The organism is Serratia sp. K1WW1 (assembly GCF_055790865.1).
This window is the reverse complement of record NZ_CM147697.1, coordinates 315,299-337,229: the sequence shown is the minus strand read 5'-3', so window position 1 is coordinate 337,229 and position 21,931 is coordinate 315,299. Positions and strand designations below refer to the sequence as shown.

The window sequence follows — 21,931 nt, the reverse complement described above, 5'->3', positions numbered from 1 at the left end:
TATATTATTGATTAACTACGTGGCCGGCGTACCAAGGCAACGCCCGCACCAATCAGGCCACCGATTGCGCCCCACATAATCAGCCAGAACACCCGGCGTGGGCTATCACGTTTCACCGGCTCTTCCGGCGTACGTAAATAGCGGTAGGTCTGGAATTTGGCATCCAACGTCGGGCCGACGTTCAAGGTTGCCAGCATCGCCCGGTTCTGATCGTAACTCACATCGTAAGCCGGGCCGGAAGCCTGTAAACCTTCCAGACGCGCCTGCAGCATAGGCTTACCCAGCAGGAACAGATCGGAGTCTGGCAACTGTTCGGCTGGCGTATCGGTCTGCGTACGGCTAATCCCCTGCTGCTCGGCGATTTTCAGCGCCTGCTGCACGGTCTTGAGCTCACGCTGATAAACCGCATCGGCTACCGCTTCCTGGCGTTTGACCTGTGCACTCATCGAGGTGGTACGCGCCGCCCAGGCTCCCTGGATCTCTTCATTCAGATGCTGCGCCGCGCGGTGGCTGGCAAAGGCAACATACTGACGCAACAGATGGTTGGAGTCTGGCGCAGTCTCGGCGGTCAGTTTCACGCTGTCATTCAGCACTTTTTTGTCGTCGCGCGGCGTGAACTGGATATTGTTAATCAGGTCATCAAGCAACGCCGCATCGGCACGGGCATCCCCTTCCTGGCGCTGCTTGTAGTAATCGCTTTGCAGCCAGAAATCACGGCGCGTGTCATAGGCGGCCAACTGCATGATAAATTCATTATAGGCTTCATCGGCGATGCCGGGCTGATCGCTGGCAACCGCAGGCAGCGTCCGCTGATCCAGGTTACGCAGGAACTGCTGCTGAGAGTAATATCCCCCCAGCGCACTCACCGTTGGCTTATCGGTGATCGCCGTGGCGCTCCACTCCTGTTTCACCAGGTAGGAAACGATCAGCGCGACGGCAGCAAACAACACCGCAAAACCGATAATCCATTTTTTGCCACGCCACAGGGTGCAGCACAGACCGCGGATATCGAGCTCGTTATCGACCACCGGGGTATTCTTGTCAGACGTTGTTTCAGGATTCATCACTGCCCTAAAGCCTCAGGTTAAGGTACTTGCTTATTGTTCGTTGCATTTCGCAGACGGCGCTTGAGACGTTTGATATAACGCGCGACCCGCCATGCACGTTTAATGCAATAGCCATACAAGAAGAATGCAAGCAAGAATAATGCCAACATAACCCATTCAGGTATGAAAGTCAGACGTTCGCCGATCACGCCAACCGCCGCCAACAGCGCTGCGGCCAAGGTGATAAGCACAAAAGCCTGACGAGGCGTAAAGCCCGCTCGCATAATCAAATGGTGGATGTGTTGACGGTCTGGAGAGAATGGGCTCATGCCCTTACGCAGACGGCGATACATGATGGCAATCATATCCATCAACGGGATGGCGATAATCCACAGCGCGGTGACCGGCTTGATCGGATGGTTTGGCCCTTGCGAGCTTTGCACCAGCAGCCAGATGGCGGTAAAACCGATCAGCGTACTGCCGGCGTCACCCATAAAGACCTTATAGCGACGGCCAAGGATGCCGAGGTTGAGCAGAATATAGGGAACAATGGCCGCCAACATCGCGAAGCACCAGAAGGCAAGCTCGCTATGGCCGCCTTGATACAGCAGGATCCCCATCGCGCCGAACGACACGCAGGAGAGACCGCCGAGCAGGCCGTCGATACCGTCGACCATGTTAAAGGCGTTAATCGCCGCCCAAACGGCAAACAGCGTCACCAAATAGCCAAACGGCCCCAACTGCATTTCCCAGCCACCAAACACATAGCCGAGGCTGCGCAGATAAAGGCCAGCAAACACCATCATGGCGATGCCGACCAGTGCCTGAATGGTGGCGCGGATCTTGACGCTGATATCGAAGCGATCGTCCAGCGCCCCGACGAAGACCAGGACACCGGCGCAGGTGAGATAGAGTTTGCTGTGCGCAATCGTCTGGTCGGTGATCAGGAAGGCAAAGCAGATGCCAGCGTAAACAGAAATCCCACCCACCAGCGGGATCAGCCCCTGATGACGTTTGCGATAATTAGGCTTATCAACCAAACCAATAGGTTTTGCTGCCTTGCGAGCAACAAATAAAAAAGCCAGAGAAAACAGAAAAACAAAAAGAATTTCAGTACTCATGGTGAGTAAGTTCACGGTTAACAAATCTCTGAAGAAGATGAGGCAGCTTAACATGGGTAAAAAACCGCGCCACATGACCAAGCGACCTTTCAGTCATTTCCTATGACATAGACACTTATCAATGCCCAAAACGTGTCTTGCTTCAACGCATTAACGCAAAAACAGGCGCAAATAAGATAAGTTCTCAATAAGTCACAAGAATAACTTACTTTCCTTTACTGTTACTTATCGTATCCGCCAAAAGCAAAAAACGCCACGACTAGGCGTGGCGTTCCTCGAATATTTTACTTATTTATGAGCGTTTCATCATGTCGAAGAATTCATCGTTGGTTTTGGTCATCGCCAACTTGTTAATGAGGAACTCCATCGCGTCGATCTCGCCCATTGGGTGAATGATCTTGCGCAGGATCCACATCTTCTGCAGTTCTTCAGAGGTGGTGAGCAACTCTTCTTTACGCGTACCGGAACGGTTGTAATCGATAGCAGGGAACACGCGCTTCTCGGCGATTTTACGCGCCAGATGCAGTTCCATGTTACCCGTACCTTTAAACTCTTCGTAGATCACTTCGTCCATCTTCGAACCGGTATCGACCAGTGCGGTAGCGATGATGGTCAGGCTGCCGCCTTCCTCAACGTTACGAGCCGCACCGAAGAAGCGCTTCGGACGATGCAGGGCGTTGGCGTCCACACCACCGGTCAGCACTTTGCCTGAGGCAGGTACTACGGTGTTGTAGGCACGCGCCAGACGGGTGATGGAGTCCAGCAGGATGATCACGTCTTTTTTGTGTTCGACCAGGCGCTTGGCCTTCTCGATCACCATTTCGGCAACCTGTACGTGGCGAGATGCGGGTTCGTCGAAGGTAGAAGCGATCACTTCGCCTTTTACCAGACGTTGCATCTCGGTCACTTCTTCCGGACGTTCGTCGATCAGCAGCACCATCAGCACGCAGTCTGGATGGTTGTATGCGATGCTCTGCGCAATATTTTGCAGCAGCATGGTTTTACCGGCTTTCGGCGGTGCCACAATCAGGCCACGCTGGCCACGGCCGATTGGCGCGGCCAGATCCAGTACGCGAGCCGTCAGATCTTCGGTAGAGCCGTTGCCGCGCTCCATACGCAAACGTGAGTTGGCGTGCAGCGGCGTCAGGTTTTCGAACAGGATCTTGTTACGGGCGTTTTCCGGTTTGTCGTAGTTGACTTCGTTAACTTTCAACAGGGCAAAATAGCGCTCGCCTTCTTTTGGCGGACGAATCTTACCGGAAATGGTGTCACCTGTGCGGAGGTTGAAGCGGCGGATTTGGCTGGGAGAAACGTAGATATCGTCGGGGCCTGCGAGGTAGGAACTGTCTCCGGAACGGAGGAAACCAAATCCATCCTGCAATATCTCCAGCACGCCATCACCGAAGATATCTTCTCCGCTTTTCGCATGTTGCTTGAGTATAGAGAAGATAATGTCCTGTTTGCGCAGGCGGGCCAGGTTTTCCAGCCCCATATTTTCGCCGAGAGTAATCAGCTCAGAAACCGGCGTATTCTTTAATTCGGTAAGATTCATAGTGGGGGTTCTTAAACTCGGGGTGTGTCTCGAACTAGTATCGTGAATGGTATGGCAGCGTGATATACCCATAACCTTTCAAGCTACAACGTGAAATTCATAGGGTATGCGTGCCTGTTACTGGACGTTCGATCGCCGGGCTGCTGGGCCGCCGCAGTAAGAAATGGCTTAGCTGGGGCGCACACGCTGACGGTTTAAGATCGAAGGTGCCTTAAAACTGATTTTTTTGTAAAACCGCTTGATCGTCAAAACACGGGCTCGGTTCACAGTAAAATGCTAGTGCCGATGGTTCAACGTAGAGTAATGCTTAGATTCAGACTCTTTAGATTTAATACTTATGGCAAGTTCAGAATGCAGTATGGTTAAACTTAACACGCTTCTTGGCAGGCGTCTAGCGGTGAATGAAAATCCCCCTCCAGACGCCCGTCACGGGGCTTCCCGCCCTAATTACAGATTCGCGTCCAGGAACTCTTTGAGCTGGCCCTTGGACAGCGCGCCGACCTTGGTCGCTGCCACTTCACCGTTCTTGAACAACAACAGCGTCGGGATACCGCGGATGCCATACTTAGGCGCGGTAAGCGGGTTTTGATCGATGTTCAGTTTGGTAATGGTCAGCTTGCCGGCGAACTCTTCGGCAATCTCGTCGAGGATCGGAGCAATCATCTTGCACGGACCACACCATTCAGCCCAGAAATCGACCAGGATTGGCCCTGCGGCTTTCAGCACATCGGAATCGAAGCTGTCGTCAGTCAGGTGAATAATTTTATCGCTCATGTTCTACTCCACAGGATTAGGTCTACCTTGTTGGTGTAGCATCAAACCAACTCAGGTGATTTTATTTCACCGCTTTTATTTCAACGGATATGCTTTCGTAAAGCAATAGTTAGCTGATATTCTACCACACTATGAGCAAAACACACTTGACCGAACAGAAGTTTTCCGACTTCGCCCTGCACCCGTTAGTCCTTGAAGCCCTTGAGAAAAAAGGGTTTCACAACTGCACGCCCATCCAGGCGTTGGCATTGCCGCTCACCCTCAGTGGGCGCGACGTTGCAGGTCAGGCGCAAACCGGTACCGGAAAGACGCTGGCATTTTTAGCGTCTACTTTTCACTATTTGCTGTCCCACCCGGCGAAAGAAGGTCGCCAGACCAACCAGCCGCGCGCCTTGATCATGGCGCCTACGCGTGAACTGGCGGTGCAGATCCATTCCGATGCAGAAGCGCTGTCGCAGTCTACCGGGTTGAAGCTTGGCCTGGCCTACGGCGGCGATGGCTACGACAAACAGCTGAAAGTGCTGGAAAGCGGCGTAGATATTCTGGTGGGGACCACCGGCCGTTTAATCGACTACGCCAAACAAAATTATATCGATCTGGGTGCTATCCAGGTTGTGGTGCTCGATGAAGCCGACCGCATGTACGATCTGGGCTTTATCAAAGATATCCGCTGGCTGTTCCGCCGTATGCCTGCGGTCGATCAACGCCTGAACATGTTGTTCTCTGCCACCCTGTCCTATCGCGTACGCGAGCTGGCCTTTGAGCAGATGAACAATGCTGAATATGTGGAAGTGGAACCGGAGCAGAAAACCGGCCACCGCATTAAGGAAGAGCTGTTCTACCCTTCCAACGAAGAAAAAATGCGCCTGCTGCAGACGCTGATCGAGGAAGAGTGGCCGGACCGCTGCATCATCTTCGCCAACACCAAGCACCGCTGTGAAGACATCTGGGGCCATCTGGCTGCCGACGGTCACCGCGTAGGCCTGCTGACCGGCGACGTGGCGCAGAAAAAACGCCTGCGTATTCTGGACGACTTCACCAAGGGTAACCTGGATATCCTGGTCGCCACCGATGTCGCCGCACGCGGCCTGCATATCCCGTTGGTGACTCACGTCTTCAACTACGATCTGCCGGATGACTGCGAAGACTACGTGCACCGCATTGGCCGTACTGGCCGCGCGGGCGAAAGCGGTCACTCCATCAGCCTGGCCTGTGAAGAGTACGCCCTGAATCTGCCAGCCATCGAAACCTATACCGGCCACAGCATTCCGGTGAGCAAGTACAACAGCGATGCGCTGCTGAGCGATCTGCCAGCACCGAAGCGCCTGGTGCGCCCACGTGGCAACAACGGCCCACGCCGTAACTCTTCCGCGCCACGTCGTGGTGGTGCGCCGCGTAACAACCGTAAACGTTCGGGCTAATAGACGACTATGCCAGGTTCCAGCACCCTCTATGCCGCCATCGATCTGGGTTCCAACAGTTTCCATATGTTGGTGGTACGTGAGGTGGCTGGCAGTATCCAGACGCTGGCTCGCATCAAGCGCAAAGTGCGCCTGGCGGCCGGGCTGGATCAGCACAATCACCTGTCACAGGAAGCCATGCAGCGCGGTTGGCAATGTCTGCGGCTGTTCTCGGAACGCCTGCAGGATATCCCACGCGATCAAATTCGGGTCGTCGCCACCGCAACGCTGCGCCTCGCCCACAACGCGGCCGAATTCCTGCAAACCGCCGAAACTATCCTTGGCTGCCCCGTTCAGGTCATCAGCGGCGAAGAAGAAGCCCGCCTGATCTACCACGGTGTTGCCCATACCACAGGCGGCCCGGATCGGCGTCTGGTGGTCGATATCGGGGGTGGCAGCACGGAGTTGGTCGTAGGTACAGGGGCGCAGGCCGCGCAGCTGTATAGCCTTTCGATGGGCTGTGTCACCTGGCTCGAACGCTTCTTCAGCGATCGTAATCTGGAGCGGGATAACTTCGAAGCCGCCGAACATGCCGCGCGTGAAATGGTGCGGCCGATCGCCCCACAACTTCGTCAACATGGCTGGCAGATTTGTGTCGGCGCCTCCGGTACCGTGCAAGCGCTACAGGAAATCATGGTGGCGCAGGGGATGGACGAACGTATTACCCTGCCCAAGCTGCGGCAGCTAAAACAACGAGCCATACAGTGTGGCAAGCTGGAAGAGCTGGAAATCGAAGGGCTGACGCTGGAACGTGCGTTGGTGTTCCCAAGCGGCCTGTCGATACTGCTGGCCATTTTCCAGGAGTTAGGCATCGAAAGCATGACGCTGGCCGGTGGCGCTCTGCGCGAAGGGCTGGTGTATGGCATGCTGCATCTGCCGGTCGAGCAGGATATCCGCAGCCGCACGTTACGCAACCTGCAACGCCGTTACCTGCTGGATATCGAGCAGGCCGAACGCGTCAGCCAGTTGGCCGCGAACTTCTGTTTGCAGACCACCAACGAATGGCAATTGGATACGCGATGTCGTGAGCTACTGCATGCGGCCTGCCTGATCCACGAAATCGGCCTGAGCGTCGATTTCAAACAGGCTCCTCAACACGCCGCCTATCTGGTCAGCCATCTTGATTTACCCGGCTTTACCCCGGCGCAGAAAAAACTGTTAGCCACCCTGCTGCAAAACCAGAGCAATGCCCTCGATCTGCCGCTGCTGAGCCAACAGAACGCCGTGCCACCCCGCGTGGCACAGCGCATGTGTCGTCTGTTGCGTCTGGCCATCATCTTTGCCAGCCGCCGCCGTGACGATACCCTGCCCGCGGTACGCCTGCGTGCCAACGATGAAGAGTTGCATGTGATTTTGCCGCACGGCTGGTTGGAACGACATCCGCTGCGCGCAGAGGCGCTGGATCAGGAAAGCCACTGGCAGAGCTATGCCCACTGGCCTCTGTTTTTGGAAGAGCAGTCCTAAGAGCATTCCCCCCCTTTTTCTGCAACAGTCTCTTTAACCGTTTTATGTGAAAGCGCAACTCAATGGCTGGCTTCGTCCTAAGAGGTTGCGTGATAACAAGGCTAATTAAAGAGACTTTTAATGACTTCCTATGTTATTAAAGAATAGTTTAATAACGTACAATCTTATTAAAGGGGGTTTTAATGAAGCGTATTTCTGGTCGATTTGTGACAACTCAGAGTCATCAGGAAACAGTCAATGCCTTCGTACCAGCGCCTTTACCACCAACTGCTCCGCCCATTGTTGCCAAATCCTATCAGGAACTCAATAATCGAGCTGAATTGGCTTTAGTTAGACTATCGGCTATGTCCGGTCTGGTTACATCTGGAGAATGGTTAATTTACAGTGCAATACGTAGAGAGGCTTTACTCACCTCCCAGCTTGAGGGGACACAGGCAACACTGACAGACGTTTTTGATGAGGAAGCAGGGCTGGCCGTAACAAATGTGAATGATGTTGAGGAGGTCACCAGGTACCTGCAAGCATTCAAGTTTGTGCGTGAGCAGATACTCTCGCCAACAGGATTACCTGTATCAGTCCGGTTACTAACACAAGCCCACAAAGTTCTTCTGGCTGGTGTTCGTGGTACGGATAAGCAACCCGGTAGTGTACGAACCAGTCAAAACTGGATTGGTGGCACGCGGCCAGGTAACGCGTCGTATGTCCCTCCTCCCCCAGAGGAAATTACCAATTTACTCGCAGAGCTGGAGCTTTTTATTCACGACGAGCAACCAACATTACCCCCGTTGGTGAGGATAGCGCTGATACATGCCCAGTTCGAAACCATTCACCCTTTTCTTGATGGTAACGGACGTATAGGTCGTCTGTTGATTGCCATGTTACTCGAAACGTGGAAGCTTCTGCCTGAACCACTATTGTATGTATCAGGATATCTGAAGGCCAATCAGGCTGAGTATTATCGCTGTTTATCTGAAACAAGGAGAAATGGTGATTGGGAGTCTTGGGTATCATTCTTCCTTGAAGGCGTTGAAATTGCCGCAGGGGAAGCACAACAGAGCATCATTCAGATAGCCTCACTGATTGCTGTCGATCGGAAAAAAGTTCTCGATACGGCATCCAGTACATTACAAACGTTGCGTCTTTTTGAATTACTACCAACAATGCCAAAATTAACGGTAGAAAGAGCCCAGGCAGAGTTAGATGTCACGTTTCCTACAGCGAGCACGGCCATTAAAGCACTAGAGAATGCGGGGATACTGGTGGAAACTACAGGTCGAGTGAGAGGTAAAAGCTATGTCTATCAAGCCTACGTAGATACTTTACGTAATGAGTAATAGCAACAGGGCGTTTTCGCGCCCTGACCCTCAGCTACCGCCTTTCGCCTTGGCCAGCATCGCCTTCACGCTGGCCAAATGGCTCTGGCCCTTCTCCATCCGCTCCTGCGGGCTGACTACTTTACGTTCCGACTCCCAGGCCAGATCGTCCTGCGGCAGTTCCAACAGGAAACGGCTGGGTTCCGGCCGCACCAACTCACCGTATTGGCGACGTTCGCGACACAGGGTAAAAATCAGCTCTTTCTGGGCGCGAGTGATCCCCACATAGGCCAAACGCCGCTCTTCATCGACATTATCCTCGTCAATGCTGCTCTGATGAGGCAATAACCCCTCTTCCATCCCCACCAGGAACACATAGGGGAATTCCAATCCCTTGGAAGCATGCAGGGTCATCAGCTGTACCTGATCCAGCTCTTCATCGCTTTCGCCGCGCTCCATCATGTCACGCAACGTAAAGCGCGTGACCACCTGGGTCAGCGTCATCGGTTCGTCCAGATCGTTGCCTTCCAGCATCTCGGTCATCCAGCCAAACAGGGTGTTGACGTTTTTCATGCGCATTTCGGCCGCTTTCGGGCTGGGCGAGGTTTCAAACAACCAGCTTTCATAGTCGATGCCGCGGATCAGATCGCGCACCGCTGCCACCGGCTCACGCTCCACCATCTGAATGATACCTTCCATCCAATGAGTGAAACGCTGTAAAGACTCCAGCCCTCGCCCGGTCAGATATTGGCCCAGGCCAAGATCGAAGCTGGCGCGGAACAGGCTCTTGTTACGCTGATTGGCCCACTCCCCCAACTTTTGCAGCGTCGCCGGGCCAATTTCCCGCTTCGGCGTGTTGACGATACGCAGGAAGGCACTGTCGTCATCCTGGTTGGTCAAAACCCGCAGATAGGCCAGCAAATCCTTGATTTCCGGGCGCGAGAAGAACGACGTGCCGCCAGAAATCTTGTACGGAATGCGGTTCTGCATCAGCATTTTTTCAAACAGCCGCGACTGGTGGTTTCCACGATAGAGGATCGCATAGTCGCCGTAGTTGGTTTTCTTCACAAAGTGATGGGCGATCAGTTCCCCCACTACCCGCTCGGCCTCGTGATCTTCATTGTTGGCCGTGACCACCTTCAACTCTTCGCCGTAGCCCAGCTCAGAGAACAGGCGTTTTTCAAAGACGTGCGGGTTGTTAGCAATCAGGATGTTGGCAGCTTTCAGAATACGTTCGCTAGAACGATAGTTCTGCTCCAGCTTGATCACCTGCAACGCCGGGAAATCTTCCTTTAGCAGTACCAGATTCTGCGGACGCGCACCGCGCCAGGAGTAGATCGACTGATCGTCATCCCCCACCACGGTAAAGCGTGCGCGATTACCTACCAGCAGTTTCACCAGTTCGTACTGACTGGTATTGGTATCCTGATATTCATCCACCAGCAGGTAGCGGATACGGTTCTGCCAGCGCTCACGCACCTCCTCATTACGCTGTAGCAACAAGGTGGGCAGCAGGATCAGATCGTCAAAATCCAGGACGTTACAGGCCCTCATGTGGTCGTGATACAGCCCGTAGCAGTGGGCGAACAGTTTGTCCCGCTCGGAGCGCGCCAGCCCCATTGCCCGTTGCGGATCCACCAGATCGTTCTTCCAGTTGGAAATGGTCGAGATCAGCTGTGCCACCAGAGTCTTGTCGTTTTCCAGCCACTTCTCGGTCAGTTCCTTCAACAACGCGAGCTGGTCTTGATCGTCAAACAGCGAGAAGTTGGACTTCATCCCCAACGCGGCATATTCGCGTTTGATCACTTCCAGCCCCAGCGTATGGAAAGTGGAGATCATCAGGCCACGCGACTCTTTGCGCCCCATGGTTTGCGCCACACGCTCTTTCATCTCACGCGCCGCCTTGTTGGTAAAGGTTACGGCGGCAATATGCCGGGCCTGATAGCCACATTGGTGGATCAGGTGGGCGATTTTATTGGTGATCACACGCGTTTTGCCGGAACCGGCACCGGCCAGAACCAGGCAAGGCCCGGTAACGAATTCGACGGCTTGTTGTTGGCTGGGGTTTAATCGCATGGCGCTTTATTGCTCAATATTGGAGTACTGGGGAGAGGGATTGTAGCAGAAAGCGCCAAACAGATTTAACAGGTATAATGGCGGCAAATTCTACACGACTGATTGGATTATTAAGATGGCAAAGACCGCTAGCGCGCTGCACATCCTGGTGGATAACGAAACACTGGCCAACGAACTGTTGGCCAAACTCAAGCGCGGCGTCAGCTTTGATACGCTGGCGCGCAAATACTCGAGCTGCCCGTCCAAGCGCAACGGCGGCTCCCTGGGCGAGTTCAACAAGGGGACTATGGTCGCTGCCTTCGATAAGGCGGTGTTCAGCATCCCGTTGCTCAAGCCCTATGGCCCGGTGAAAACCCAGTTCGGCTATCACATCATCAAGGTACTGTATCGCAACTAGGCCCCTCACCCTAACCCTCTCCCACAGGGAGAGGGGATCGATCGAGTTAGGCTGATAATGTCGTGTTCCTTCTGAGCACCGGCTGACTCACCTTGGTTTCGTTGATTTCTCTGCGTAATACCTGCCTTTCTTTTTACTCCCAACTCTCCGAAGCTGCACGGCCTAACTAGGTTCTCCGGGCAGCTCCCTCTCCCTGTGGGAGAGAGGGGACCGATCGAGTTAGGCTGATAATGTCGTGTTCCTTCTGAGCACCGGCTGACTCACCTTGGTTTCGTTGATTTCTCTGCGTAATACCTGCCTTTCTTTTTACTCCCAACTCTCCGAAGCTGCACGGCCTAACTAGGCTCTCCGGGCAGCTCCCTCTCCCTGTGGGAGAGGGTTGGGGTGAGGGCCTACTGTGCGCTGGCTTCCGGTGCTGTGGTAGCCGCGTCCGCCGGTTTTGGCTCTTCGCTCACCACGGCCGGAGCTGGCGCCATGATGCCGTTATAGGTTTCCTGGAGCTGCTTCATATTCATCTCCGGCTCCCCCTTCGGCTGTAACAGCACCAAGGTGGCATCCTGCGACAGTTGCAGCTTCAGTTCCTGATTCAGCGATTCCAGCGTCAGCGACGACAAGAAGGCCTGACGCAGCTTCTGGTATTGCTCCGGAGCGATATCCACCACGCCACTTTGCTGTGAACGCAAACGCTGGCTCATCAGCACGTCGGTATCGGTGCGGGCATAGGTGGCAAACAGTTTGCTCAACTGATCGGTTTTTTGTGCCAGTAAGGCATTGAATTCATCCTGAGACAGACCGTTGTTACGCACATTAGCCAATTCGCGGGCAATAAAGGCCAGGCCGCTGTTCAGATTATCATTCGGTGAATTCAGATGGATTGCACACTGGGCGCGTTGATACTGCACCCGGCAGTCAAAGCCCAGCTTGATGTTTTTCTGGTCGCTCTTTTGCAGCACCTGCTGAATGTGCCAGAACAGGGCTTCACGGGCCATATCACTGCGCCAGTAACGGCTCAGGCTTTGCGAATCGCGAATCGGATGCCATGGCGTATCCCACATGATCGACAGCGTATCCTGCTTCACCTGATCGCTGATCAGACTGACCGGCTGCGGCGGCAGTGGGGTTAGAGTTGGCATGGTTGCCGGCGCTTCGCGCTTGCCTTGGAGAGGCGAGAAGGCCTTGTTGATCTGTTCACTCAGGCTACGGCTATCAACTTTACCCACGACGTACAACGTCATGACGTCCGGGGTATACCACTGCTGGTAAAATTTCTGCAGCTGCTCGATATTGACCGGGCGCTTGACCGGTTGGCCCGGATCGTGTGCCAGTAACGTTGAGCCTTTCAGGCGATAACGCCACCAGCTGTCTTTGGGATCTGGCGGGAAAATACCGATAGGATCCACGTTGGTATTCATCACCGCTTCTACCGTTGTCTCATCGATAGCCAGCTTACCCGTGGTATCCGCCAGCCAGGCCAGCGCCTCTTTCAACAGGTCGGGGCGGTTATTGGGCAGGCTCAGGTTGTAGATGGTGAAATCATAAGAGCTGATGGCTGGCGGCAATGGCCGTTCACTGTCCACGCCCTGTTGCCACAGCGACTGTAGCTGCGGCTGGGTAAAACTCTCGCTGCGCGTAATCGCGATACGCGGCAACAGATGGGCAAAACCGATCTGCTGGGCTGACTCCACCAGCGATCCGGTATTGACCATCAACCTTAACTCAACGCGATCGCTCGGGCGCTGTGGTGTATCAAGGATCTGCCAAGAAAAACCGTTATTCAGCTGCCCCTGCTGCCAGGCAGGATCAGGTTGTAGCGCTTCAGCGTGCACGCTGCCGTTGGCCGCAACCAACAGCAGCCCACCCACTAAAAGACGAATTCTGGTGCCCTGCATGTGAACCCCTACTTAATGACTAGCCAATTTTTTATGCAAATACGGATATTCCGTTCATTGGAATATAAGGCATCGTCTCGCCGCGATGTTGACGAGTACGGCCTGAACTGTGCGTAGCACAGCGACGATCACACCCTGAGTTTCACCGTAGGGCGGAAAGCGCAAAGTGTACCATTCTGTTAGACCGCGCGCCTTGGCGGATGTCACTCATCACAGTGAAAAATAATAGCTGTAGGGTGTTATGGAGAAAAAATAAACAAGAAGCAAGGGGAAATGACATCGGCTGCCATGGCAGCCGATGTTGAAGGCAGGAAAAAACTTAGGCAGAAGGCAGCTTTTTGTCAGTAGCAACCTTATCTGTTCTGTTATTCAGCACGTCTTGCAGCTGCTTCTCATCCAGTTGGTTACACCATTTGGCCACCACTACCGTCGCTACACCGTTACCGACCAGGTTGGTCAAGGCGCGGGCTTCGGACATAAAGCGGTCGATACCGAGGATCAGCGCCAGACCGGCCAGCGGTAAATGCCCTACTGCCGAAATGGTCGCCGCAAGTACGATAAAGCCACTGCCTGTCACCCCTGCAGCCCCTTTCGAGGAGAGCAGCAACACCACCAACAAGGTCACCTGATGCATGATGTCCATATGGGTGTTGGTTGCCTGGGCGATAAACACCGCCGCCATCGTCAGATAGATCGAGGTGCCGTCAAGGTTGAACGAGTAGCCCGTCGGGATCACCAGGCCTACCACCGATTTCTTGCACCCCAGATTTTCCATTTTATCGAGCATGCGTGGCAGCACCGATTCGGAAGACGAAGTGCCCAGTACGATCAGCAGTTCTTCTTTGATATAGCGAATAAATTTGAAGATATTGAAGCCGTTGTAACGGGCAATCGAGCCCAGCACCACCACCACAAACAGCACGCAGGTGATATAGAAGCAGACAATCAGCTGGCCCAGTTGCAACAGGGTGCCCACACCGTATTTACCGATAGTGAACGCCATGGCGCCAAAGGCCCCCAGCGGCGCCAGGCGCATGATCATATTGATGATGCCGAAAATGACGCGGGAGAAGCTGTCGATGACGTTAAAGATCACCTGGCCTTTCTCTCCCAGGCGATGCAGGGCAAAACCGAACAGCACCGCAAACAGCAGCACCTGCAAGATGTTGCCGCTGGCAAAGGCACCTACCACGCTACCCGGGATAATATCCAACAGGAAAGGCACGATGCCCTGCTGCGAAGCCTGCTCGGCATAGACCGCTACCGCTTTTGCATCCAGCGTTCCGGCATCGACGTTCATCCCGGCACCGGGTTGCACCACGTTGACGATCACCAGGCCGATCAGCAGCGCAATGGTACTGACGATTTCAAAGTACAGCAGGGCAATCGCCCCGGTACGGCCCACGGCCTTCATGCTCTCCATGCCCGCGATACCGGTCACCACGGTACAGAAGATCACCGGAGCGATAATCATTTTGATTAATTTAACAAATCCATCACCCAGGGGTTTCATCTGGGCACCGAGGTCAGGGTAGAAATGGCCAAGCAGGATCCCCAGCGTAATCGCTGTTAACACCTGAAAATAGAGGCTCTTAAATATAGTTGTTTTCATTAGCACATCCTTTGGGGGGGGACAACGCGGCAGGCGGGCAATCACTCGTCCGTCCTGTTTATCGCTTGCGCGGAAAATAACACCCCCATAACAACATGGAAATAACTTGTTGGAAAAATCCAGGCTTATTGGTGCGAATTTAAGAGCTGAAACGCGTCAGTCAGTGTACAAGTTCCGGCGTTACGTCATCTTTCCTTTGCATTAACTCAGATTAGGTAGCGGTAGAAACTATTTTTTGACTGGGGAAATAAAGCGGACTCTCCCGCCTGAAAAGTACCAGGAGGGAGGATAAAAACTCAGGGTCAGATCACGCTTTGGCAACGGAGGCAAACTGCGCTTCAAACTCCTTGCGGGGTAAGGGCTTGGCAAACAGGAAGCCCTGGCCAGTGCGAATGCCGTGCTGTAACAGCCAGTCTCGCTGCGCCGCGGTTTCCACCCCTTCCGCCATTACCGGCAGATGAAGCACCTCGGAAATCGAGCTGACGATCCGCACCATCGCATCGTCCTCCGGCAGGCCATCAATAAAGCTTTTGTCGATTTTAATCAGATCAATTGGCAGGGATTTCAGACGATTGAGGTAATTCAGGCTGGCATAGCCCATGCCAAAATCATCCAAGGCGATCGACACGCCTAAATCATGCAATTCCCGTAGCAACCCGAGCGCCGCATCAAGGTCGTGGATACGCACCGTCTCGGTGATTTCCAGCAGCAGCTTATGCGGGTCGATCTGGTGCTCGTCCAGCAGCCGTTTCAGCTGGGGCACAAAGTCTTTATGCTGCAGTTGGATCGGCGAAATATTTACCGCCAACGGCAACGTGATGCCCTGTGATTGCCACGCGGCCAGAATACGGCATGACTCTTCCAGCACCCAGTTACCCAGTGGCACGATCACGTCCAACTCCTCCGCCAGCGGGATCACATCCGCCGGGAGAATAATCTTCCCGTCGGGCAGTTGCCAACGCAGCAGGGCTTCCGCGCCGGTCACCTGATTGGTTTGCATATCCCACTGCGGTTGCAGGAATAGCGCAAACTGACGTTGTTCAATGGCCAGCAGGATCTCGCTTTCCTGCGTCAGACGCTTTTGGGTTTTTTCGGTCAGGCAAGGCTCGAAGAACAGGATCTGATTTTTACCCTCACGATGCGCCGACATCATGGCCGAGGTGGCACTACGCAGCAGTTGCTCCGCGCTTCCCCCCGAATTGGGATAATGGGCAATGCCGATACTGGCGCTTGGCCGCAGCGGCATCTTCTGTTGCAGGTTCAGCGGCGCATTGATGGCCGCCATCACCCTTCTGGCCAACTGCATGGCGTGAATGGGCTGCTCAATATTTTTCGCCAGGATGGCAAACTCGGCATTGCTCAGCTGTGCCAGCACGCAGTCCACACCGATAACCTGACGCAGCTTTTTCGCCAACGCCAGCAACAACGCTTCACGCATGGATGGGTTCAGCGCGCCGGAGGCTTCATGCAGGGTTTCAATCCCCACCACCAGCAGATTAAAGCGCGGTGGCCGCATACTGGCAGCAATATGCTGTTCAAGCAGCGCGGCAAACAGCACCGGATTGGGTAATTCGGTCATCGAGTTATGGGTGCTCAGGCGGCTCATGGCGGTATGCGCCTTGGCCAGCGTTTGCTGGTTGCGGTTGTAATTGCGCACCAGCAAGCCTAATTCATCGTCCTGATGTTGGGCTGGCAACATCAGTTGGTGGTAAGGGAGATCTTCCTGAGGGACATTTTCCAGTTCGCGCGCCATGGCTCGCAATGGATAAACCAGCAGCCGGTTCATGCACCAGCTAACGGCGATCGACAGGATCAGCGCCAACAGCAGATAGGTCGACAACATGGTCGATAGCGTGCTGAGGATAAACTGATACATGCGGTACGAATCGGCCTGCAACACCAGATAGGCCAGCGGCTGAGGATTGGCTGGCACCCGTTCAAGCGAATAGAGCGGCACCGAAATCTGTACCGGCAGCTCAAAGATACGCGCCACTAGCGCAGGGACCGGGCGTTCCGGCGGGAAATTGGCATGCAGCGCCTGAAACTCGTTAGGCAGGACGATATCCGCTCGGGTAAGGATCCCCACTGGTTGCAAAGAGTTGAGCACGCGTTTGGTTTCCGGCACATCCATCCGCAGCACGGCTTCTGCCAGAGGCTGACGCACGGCCTGGGCCACATTCTCCAACTGCTGGGCATAGTCATCTCTGCGCTGCTGCACAAAGTGGAATAGCTGGATCACGATGAAGATACAGATCGTCACCAGTGCCACACCAGACACCGCCGCCATCTGCTTAATCGTTAATGAACGCCTGACCCGCAAAAACCTGCACTCCTAGATTGATAAGGACGGATAGAGAGTTATGCCCCCTCACCCTAACCCACTCCCACAGGGAGAAGGGATTGAATGCTCTAAAACCTGACTCTTGTGCCTGACCGCAGCTCCGTATCAGTTCCTGCAAGGAGGGGCTGGGTAAGGGGAAATATTGTTTGCTGGAAAAGCGGCTTGAGTATACTCGATTGCCCCACGTATTTTCCTTACCAACCGCTTGGTGGCAGCAGGAAAAACGCGGGTTTCGGTATTATCCTAGCCGGAATAGCCACAGGGTAGCAAAACTACCCTGTGGGCGACACCACGAATCGACCAATTTCACGTTACTTGAAGTCGGCGTACGGCGTCAGCGGCTGCGGTGGCAGATCGAGATCGCCTTGCCAACCGGCGAGCGAGTAACGCAGATAAATCAACGCATGGCTCGGGGTATAGTCTTTAGCCTGTTGAATATCGATGCCGGCCCCCAGCGTCCAATGGGAACTGAGGCGGCGTTCGATCAGGGCTCGCAGCGTGTAGCCCACGCCGGAGGAGGAGCCACCGCTTTCCACTGCGTCCCTGTCTGGCAGGGAGCTTGGGATCAGTCCTTGCAGGGGATAGCGTTTTTCATCGTTGGTTTTCGAGTGCGAGATCGACACCGAGCCCCCCACTTCCCACGACCAGTTTTCCGTGCGCTGGCGATAGTTCACCGGCACCGCCAGCGAAACATATTGCTGCGGGCTGTAATAGCCCCCCTGCCCAAGAGAGTAACCGCTCAAGTCCTTCTGATAGTGCCAGAGCATGGTGCTCAGCCCAACGGTGGCACGGCGGTTATCTTCGTTGATCACCTTATAGTAATAACCGGCCATCAATCGCTGGCGCTGGTTATCCTCGACATTCTGGCCGGTAAGCTGATGGGCACTGAGATCGGCCCACACGCCGTTGGCTTCACCGCGATCGTAGCTGGCGCTCAGGTTGATACCGGTGGCACGCACGCCGCCCCAGGTAGTGCCAGTGTTCGGATCACGGGTCCCGCCGAAGGCCAACAGCGAGCTGGTGATCGGCCGCCGCGAGGCGCCCAGCGTCCAACCGATATGGTTCCAGTCTCCGCTATAGGCCACGCCGCCGACCCAGTCCACCACCTCAAATCCCATCGGGGTAGTGCCGATATCGGTTTGCCAATGGTCGTTGGCCCAACCGGCCGCCACGCTGGTGCCGGTGGTTTTTTGCCGTTCGTCACCGCGGCAACCCTGCGTGTTACAGGTGCCAAAGGTTTCGAAGTACTTGCCGTTATTATCGGTCGAGAAGCTGCCCGCGTTCAGTTGGACGGTGTCGGTACGCAGGAAAGCCCGGCCGTCATACAGCGGCATATCCACCTGCAACATGGTGTCATGCGCCTGATAATCCGAGATGCCACCGGTGCCGCTCGAACGCCAGTAGTCGTGATCGAGCGTGATCCTGATGTCCTGTTGGCGATAAAGATCGGCGGCATCGGAGCGAATGCCGCGTTTTAGCCAGTCATCCGTCGCGTTATTGCGGGTCAGACGGGTATAACCGTCATTATCCTCAGGTACCGTTGGCGCAATGCCGCTGGCCACCATCGCCTGGCGATAATCCTGCTGCGCCGGTTGCGGTTGCAACTGCTTTTGTTCCAACCTGGCGGCATCACGATAGACCAAGGCTTTAGCCTGCCCTGGTGGCTCTTGCTGGGCAGCCACTTTTAGCTGTTTGAAGATATCGGTCGCTTTCTGTGGTTCGCCCACCGCCGCCCAGGCATTGGCAACCCGGCGCTGGCTGTTGATCGAATCATCCGCTTGGGCCGGTGTTGTTTGCAGCCGCTGGCGCGCTGCACTCAACTGACCTTGCGCCACATAGGCTTCAACTTCACCCAAACGCGCATCCGGATTATTCGGCTCACGCGCACGCACCCGCTGATAATCCGCCAGCGCCTCATCATATTCTCCGCGTTCCAGCGCCCAATCGGCCAAGGTCAGGTCGATGCGCGTTGCCGGGGGCTGTTGACGCAGATAGGCGATTGCTGCGCGTTCATCACCGGCAGTTCGGAGCCGTTCGGCATGATCTAGCGTGGCCTGCATCTGCAAGCGCTGCGCCATTTCACGCATCCCGTCGTTCCACTGCGCTTTGGGCAAGGTATTCAACTGGGCCAACGCCTGGTTATCACGATCGCTGCCTGCCAGGTACAGCGCATAGGCATAAACCTGCTGTGGATCGCCGTGATTCTTCGCGGCCAGTTGGCGCATCAGCATGTCGGCCTGCTGCGGTTGCCCGGCCTGACGTAGCGTTTGCGCATAGTGATAGGTCAGCCAGACGTCATCTGGATCCTTCTGGTGCGCCTGCCGGTACTTTTCCGCCGCCTCTGGCCACTGCTGGCGCTGGGCCAGTTCGTCGGCCTGCTGCTTGAGCATATCCAATTGCAGCCCGTCGAGGGTGCTGCGCAGCTTGTTCTGCTGCCCGCGAGGCAGGCCATTAAGGTAGGCCAGCGCTTTTTGTGGCGACTGCCGCTGGTAGATATTCACCAAGCCCCGCACCGCGCTGCCGCTGCCCGGATCCAGGCGCAGAGCCTGTTGATAATAACGCTCGGCGGCAGCATCATCCTTACGGGCTACGGCAACGTCGCCCAGACCGATCAACGCATCGCTGTCGCTGTTATCAATCTGCCGTGCCTGTTGGTATTGCTGCTGTGCCAACGGCAGGTTATTGGCCTTTAACGCCTTGTCGCCCGCATCGATCGCCATCCAGTAGCGGGTGGTTTGGATCAGGCTCTGCCATTTGCTGCTGTCGTAATTATCCTTGTCCGCCTTCTGCGCCTGTTGGAACAGGCTCAACGCCTGCTGCCGGTTACCTGCGCGGGAATAGGCCAGGCCAAGCGCGCCAAGCACTTCGGCATCATTAGGCGCACTCGATAGCGCTTTTTTCAGTTCCGGGATTGCCGCACGGCTGCCACCTTTATTCACCTGCGCCAGCCCGGTCATGCGCGCGCGATAGGCCGGATCGGCCAACAGCGTCCGCTGACGCGCCAGTTCCTGTTGTGCGCCAAGCGCCTGTTCACCGCTTTCAAACACGCCGAGGAAACGGTTCAACGCCGCCACGCTCTGCGGGCTGACGGGCAACGCTTTGACCTGTTCCAACCACAAGTCCGCCGCAGAACCGCGGCCTGCGGGATCGGCCGCCACTTGCTGTAACAGTTCATAGGCCTGAGCGTCGCGATCCTGGCTGAACAGCATCCGCGCCAGCGCCATGCGCAGCGTGATGTTGCCGGGATATTGCCGATCCAGCGCCTGTAGTTGCTGTATCGCTGCCTGCTCCTGGCCGGGTAGCCTGGCTACCAGACGCCAATACTCCACTGCCAGATCGAGCGTTGGCAGATTGCCGTGGAACAGGTCGTCGTACTGAGCTTTAGCCTCCGGCAAGCGCCCTGCGGCCGCCATCAGGCGTGCCTGTTGCAGCTTCTGGCGGGTTTCCGGCTGGGTCAGCAGCATGTTCATTTCTGCCTGGCGGAACACCGGCGATTGCGGTGCTACCCCCTTCAGCTTATCCAGCTGTTGCTGCGCCAAGACCTGATTCCCCTGCCGCAGCGCCAGGCGCATACGCGCCGCTATCACGTCGGGGTTATTCGGGTCCATCAGCTCAAGGCGATACAGCGATTGACGTACCAGCTCATCTTTGTTGCTGGCCTCACCGATGCGCACCTGCTCCAGCAACCATTGCTCCGGGGCAACGCTCTCGGCACTCTGCGCCTGCGGCAACAGAGCCAGGCTTAAAGGAAACAGGCTTAGCCAGCCTAGTGTGAAGTTGCGCATTGGCTACCCCAGGCGGGTTGAAGTTCACCCTGACGATTGAAACGATAGCGTTGCTGATCCCATCCCTGGCCGAACAGCAGCAAAGAGGCGCTGAAATAGGCATCATTACCCAGAGGGTTATCCTGAATACGTTGGCGTTGCACCGCCAGAGCGTCGGGTTGTGCAGCCAGCATTGGCAACAGCGCGGCGGAGAAGCCTACCGGACCAGTACCGTTGGCTTTCCCGCTGGCGGTATCGACTTTCTCCGGCACTGCACCAAGCTGGGCGGTAAGGCGCACCATCGGTTGGAACTGCTTCACCAGCGCCGCTTTATGGGGATCGTCGTCCGCCAACATGCCGGCCCAGAGGTAGACGCGGATGGCGTCATAGCTGCCGATATTGGGTTTGACGGGATCGGGCTGCCAGCCTTTGCCCGATTGCCACTCGGCCCAGTCTGGTGAAAACCCTTGCGGAGCCGTTTCCAGCAGCAACCGTTGGCTGGTTTTCTGCATCGCCCGCCACGGCCCGTTCAATGGGGCAAAGCGGGCCAGCAACTGCGGCGGTAAATAGCTGGGGTTCAAACGCCAGCGATCCTCGGCCACAAAACCGATCTTACCCGGTAACAGCATCAGCCCCAAACCGGGGATATTCGCCACCTCTTCACGGCCAATCCGTTGCAACAACAGCGTGCCCAATGTTTGATAGCGGCGGCTTTGCCACAGCCGCCCCGCCTCCAGCAGGTTGTAAGCAATCCACAGATCCGCATCAGAAGCCGAGTTATTGTCCAGCACCTTCCAGGCTTGGGCATCGTCCTGTCCCCACAACCAGGCGGGCAGATGGGCGCTCAGATCGCCGGAGGCGAGATTGTTCTCCGTCCACTCCAACAGCTTATCGAAGGCAGGCCGATCGTTGGCCACCAGCGCGAAGAACATCCCATAGCTCTGCCCTTCGGACGTGGTGATGCGCTTCGGGCTGCTGGGATCGATCACCCGGCCTTCATTGCTGAGATAATACTGTTTGTACTGTTGCCAGGCAGGCCAATCACAGCTTGCCGCCGTGCTGAACGCACACAGCAGTATCAGGCCAGGCAGCAGGCGGCGCAGGCAGATCCCCATCATGGCA

14 protein-coding genes are annotated in these 21,931 nt (G+C 55.5%); 4 read left to right on the top strand and 10 right to left on the bottom strand.

What is annotated here, in order from left to right; translation table 11 throughout:
- Positions 1–11: 11 nt before the first annotated feature.
- The 4 genes from wzzE to trxA all read right to left on the bottom strand — a co-directional run bounded on the left by wzzE (position 12) and on the right by trxA (position 4,493).
- On the bottom strand, positions 12–1,064 hold the full coding sequence (gene wzzE / locus ACX9GU_RS01545; RefSeq protein ID WP_473193658.1) for an ECA polysaccharide chain length modulation protein: 1,053 nt from the start codon (positions 1,062–1,064) through the stop codon (positions 12–14).
- A 20-nt stretch (positions 1,065–1,084) separates the two neighbouring features.
- The gene (wecA, locus tag ACX9GU_RS01540) at positions 1,085–2,182 is read right to left on the bottom strand and encodes a UDP-N-acetylglucosamine--undecaprenyl-phosphate N-acetylglucosaminephosphotransferase (RefSeq protein WP_024484187.1); all 1,098 of its coding nucleotides are present in this window, start codon (positions 2,180–2,182) and stop codon (positions 1,085–1,087) included.
- Between the two features lie 277 nt (positions 2,183–2,459).
- The gene (rho, locus tag ACX9GU_RS01535; RefSeq protein ID WP_021181558.1) at positions 2,460–3,719 is read right to left on the bottom strand and encodes a transcription termination factor Rho; all 1,260 of its coding nucleotides are present in this window, start codon (positions 3,717–3,719) and stop codon (positions 2,460–2,462) included.
- A gap of 447 nt (positions 3,720–4,166) precedes the next feature.
- Positions 4,167–4,493 carry a thioredoxin TrxA gene (trxA, locus tag ACX9GU_RS01530; protein WP_473193657.1) on the bottom strand — a complete coding sequence of 109 codons (327 nt, stop codon included), beginning with the start codon at positions 4,491–4,493 and terminating at the stop codon, positions 4,167–4,169.
- A gap of 131 nt (positions 4,494–4,624) precedes the next feature.
- Between trxA and rhlB the strand changes: the two genes are divergently transcribed.
- The 3 genes from rhlB (at position 4,625) to ACX9GU_RS01515 (ending at position 8,751) form a co-directional block, all read left to right on the top strand.
- A complete protein-coding gene (gene rhlB, locus ACX9GU_RS01525) occupies positions 4,625–5,914 on the top strand; it encodes an ATP-dependent RNA helicase RhlB (RefSeq protein ID WP_039996128.1) in 1,290 nt (429 codons plus the stop codon).
- A gap of 9 nt (positions 5,915–5,923) precedes the next feature.
- On the top strand, positions 5,924–7,417 hold the full coding sequence (ppx, locus tag ACX9GU_RS01520) for an exopolyphosphatase (protein WP_473193656.1): 1,494 nt from the start codon (positions 5,924–5,926) through the stop codon (positions 7,415–7,417).
- A gap of 182 nt (positions 7,418–7,599) precedes the next feature.
- Positions 7,600–8,751, top strand: a complete 1,152-nt coding sequence (locus ACX9GU_RS01515; protein WP_473193655.1) for a Fic family protein — start codon at positions 7,600–7,602, stop codon at positions 8,749–8,751.
- 30 nt (positions 8,752–8,781) lie between these two features.
- Here ACX9GU_RS01515 and rep read toward each other — a convergent pair whose 3' ends face one another.
- Entirely contained in the window at positions 8,782–10,806 is a 2,025-nt protein-coding gene (rep, locus tag ACX9GU_RS01510) for a DNA helicase Rep (RefSeq protein WP_409486419.1), read from the bottom strand.
- Between the two features lie 115 nt (positions 10,807–10,921).
- On the opposite strand from rep, the gene ppiC reads away from it, so the two are divergent.
- Positions 10,922–11,203 carry a peptidylprolyl isomerase PpiC gene (ppiC, locus tag ACX9GU_RS01505; protein WP_021181563.1) on the top strand — a complete coding sequence of 94 codons (282 nt, stop codon included), beginning with the start codon at positions 10,922–10,924 and terminating at the stop codon, positions 11,201–11,203.
- 392 nt (positions 11,204–11,595) lie between these two features.
- On the opposite strand, the gene ACX9GU_RS01500 is transcribed toward ppiC, so the two are convergent.
- From ACX9GU_RS01500 to bcsZ, 5 genes are all read right to left on the bottom strand, one after another.
- Positions 11,596–13,092, bottom strand: a complete 1,497-nt coding sequence (locus tag ACX9GU_RS01500) for a M16 family metallopeptidase (protein WP_473193654.1) — start codon at positions 13,090–13,092, stop codon at positions 11,596–11,598.
- A 319-nt stretch (positions 13,093–13,411) separates the two neighbouring features.
- The gene (locus tag ACX9GU_RS01495) at positions 13,412–14,704 is read right to left on the bottom strand and encodes a dicarboxylate/amino acid:cation symporter (RefSeq protein WP_473193653.1); all 1,293 of its coding nucleotides are present in this window, start codon (positions 14,702–14,704) and stop codon (positions 13,412–13,414) included.
- 307 nt (positions 14,705–15,011) lie between these two features.
- Positions 15,012–17,024 (bottom strand): biofilm formation regulator HmsP, encoded by a 2,013-nt coding sequence (gene hmsP, locus ACX9GU_RS01490; RefSeq protein WP_473193652.1) that lies wholly within the window; start codon positions 17,022–17,024, stop codon positions 15,012–15,014.
- 332 nt (positions 17,025–17,356) lie between these two features.
- Entirely contained in the window at positions 17,357–20,830 is a 3,474-nt protein-coding gene (gene bcsC / locus ACX9GU_RS01485; RefSeq protein WP_473193651.1) for a cellulose synthase complex outer membrane protein BcsC, read from the bottom strand.
- Positions 20,812–21,924, bottom strand: a complete 1,113-nt coding sequence (bcsZ, locus tag ACX9GU_RS01480; RefSeq protein WP_473195252.1) for a cellulose synthase complex periplasmic endoglucanase BcsZ — start codon at positions 21,922–21,924, stop codon at positions 20,812–20,814. The genes bcsC and bcsZ overlap by 19 nt, the downstream gene beginning before the upstream one ends.
- Positions 21,925–21,931 lie beyond the last annotated feature (7 nt).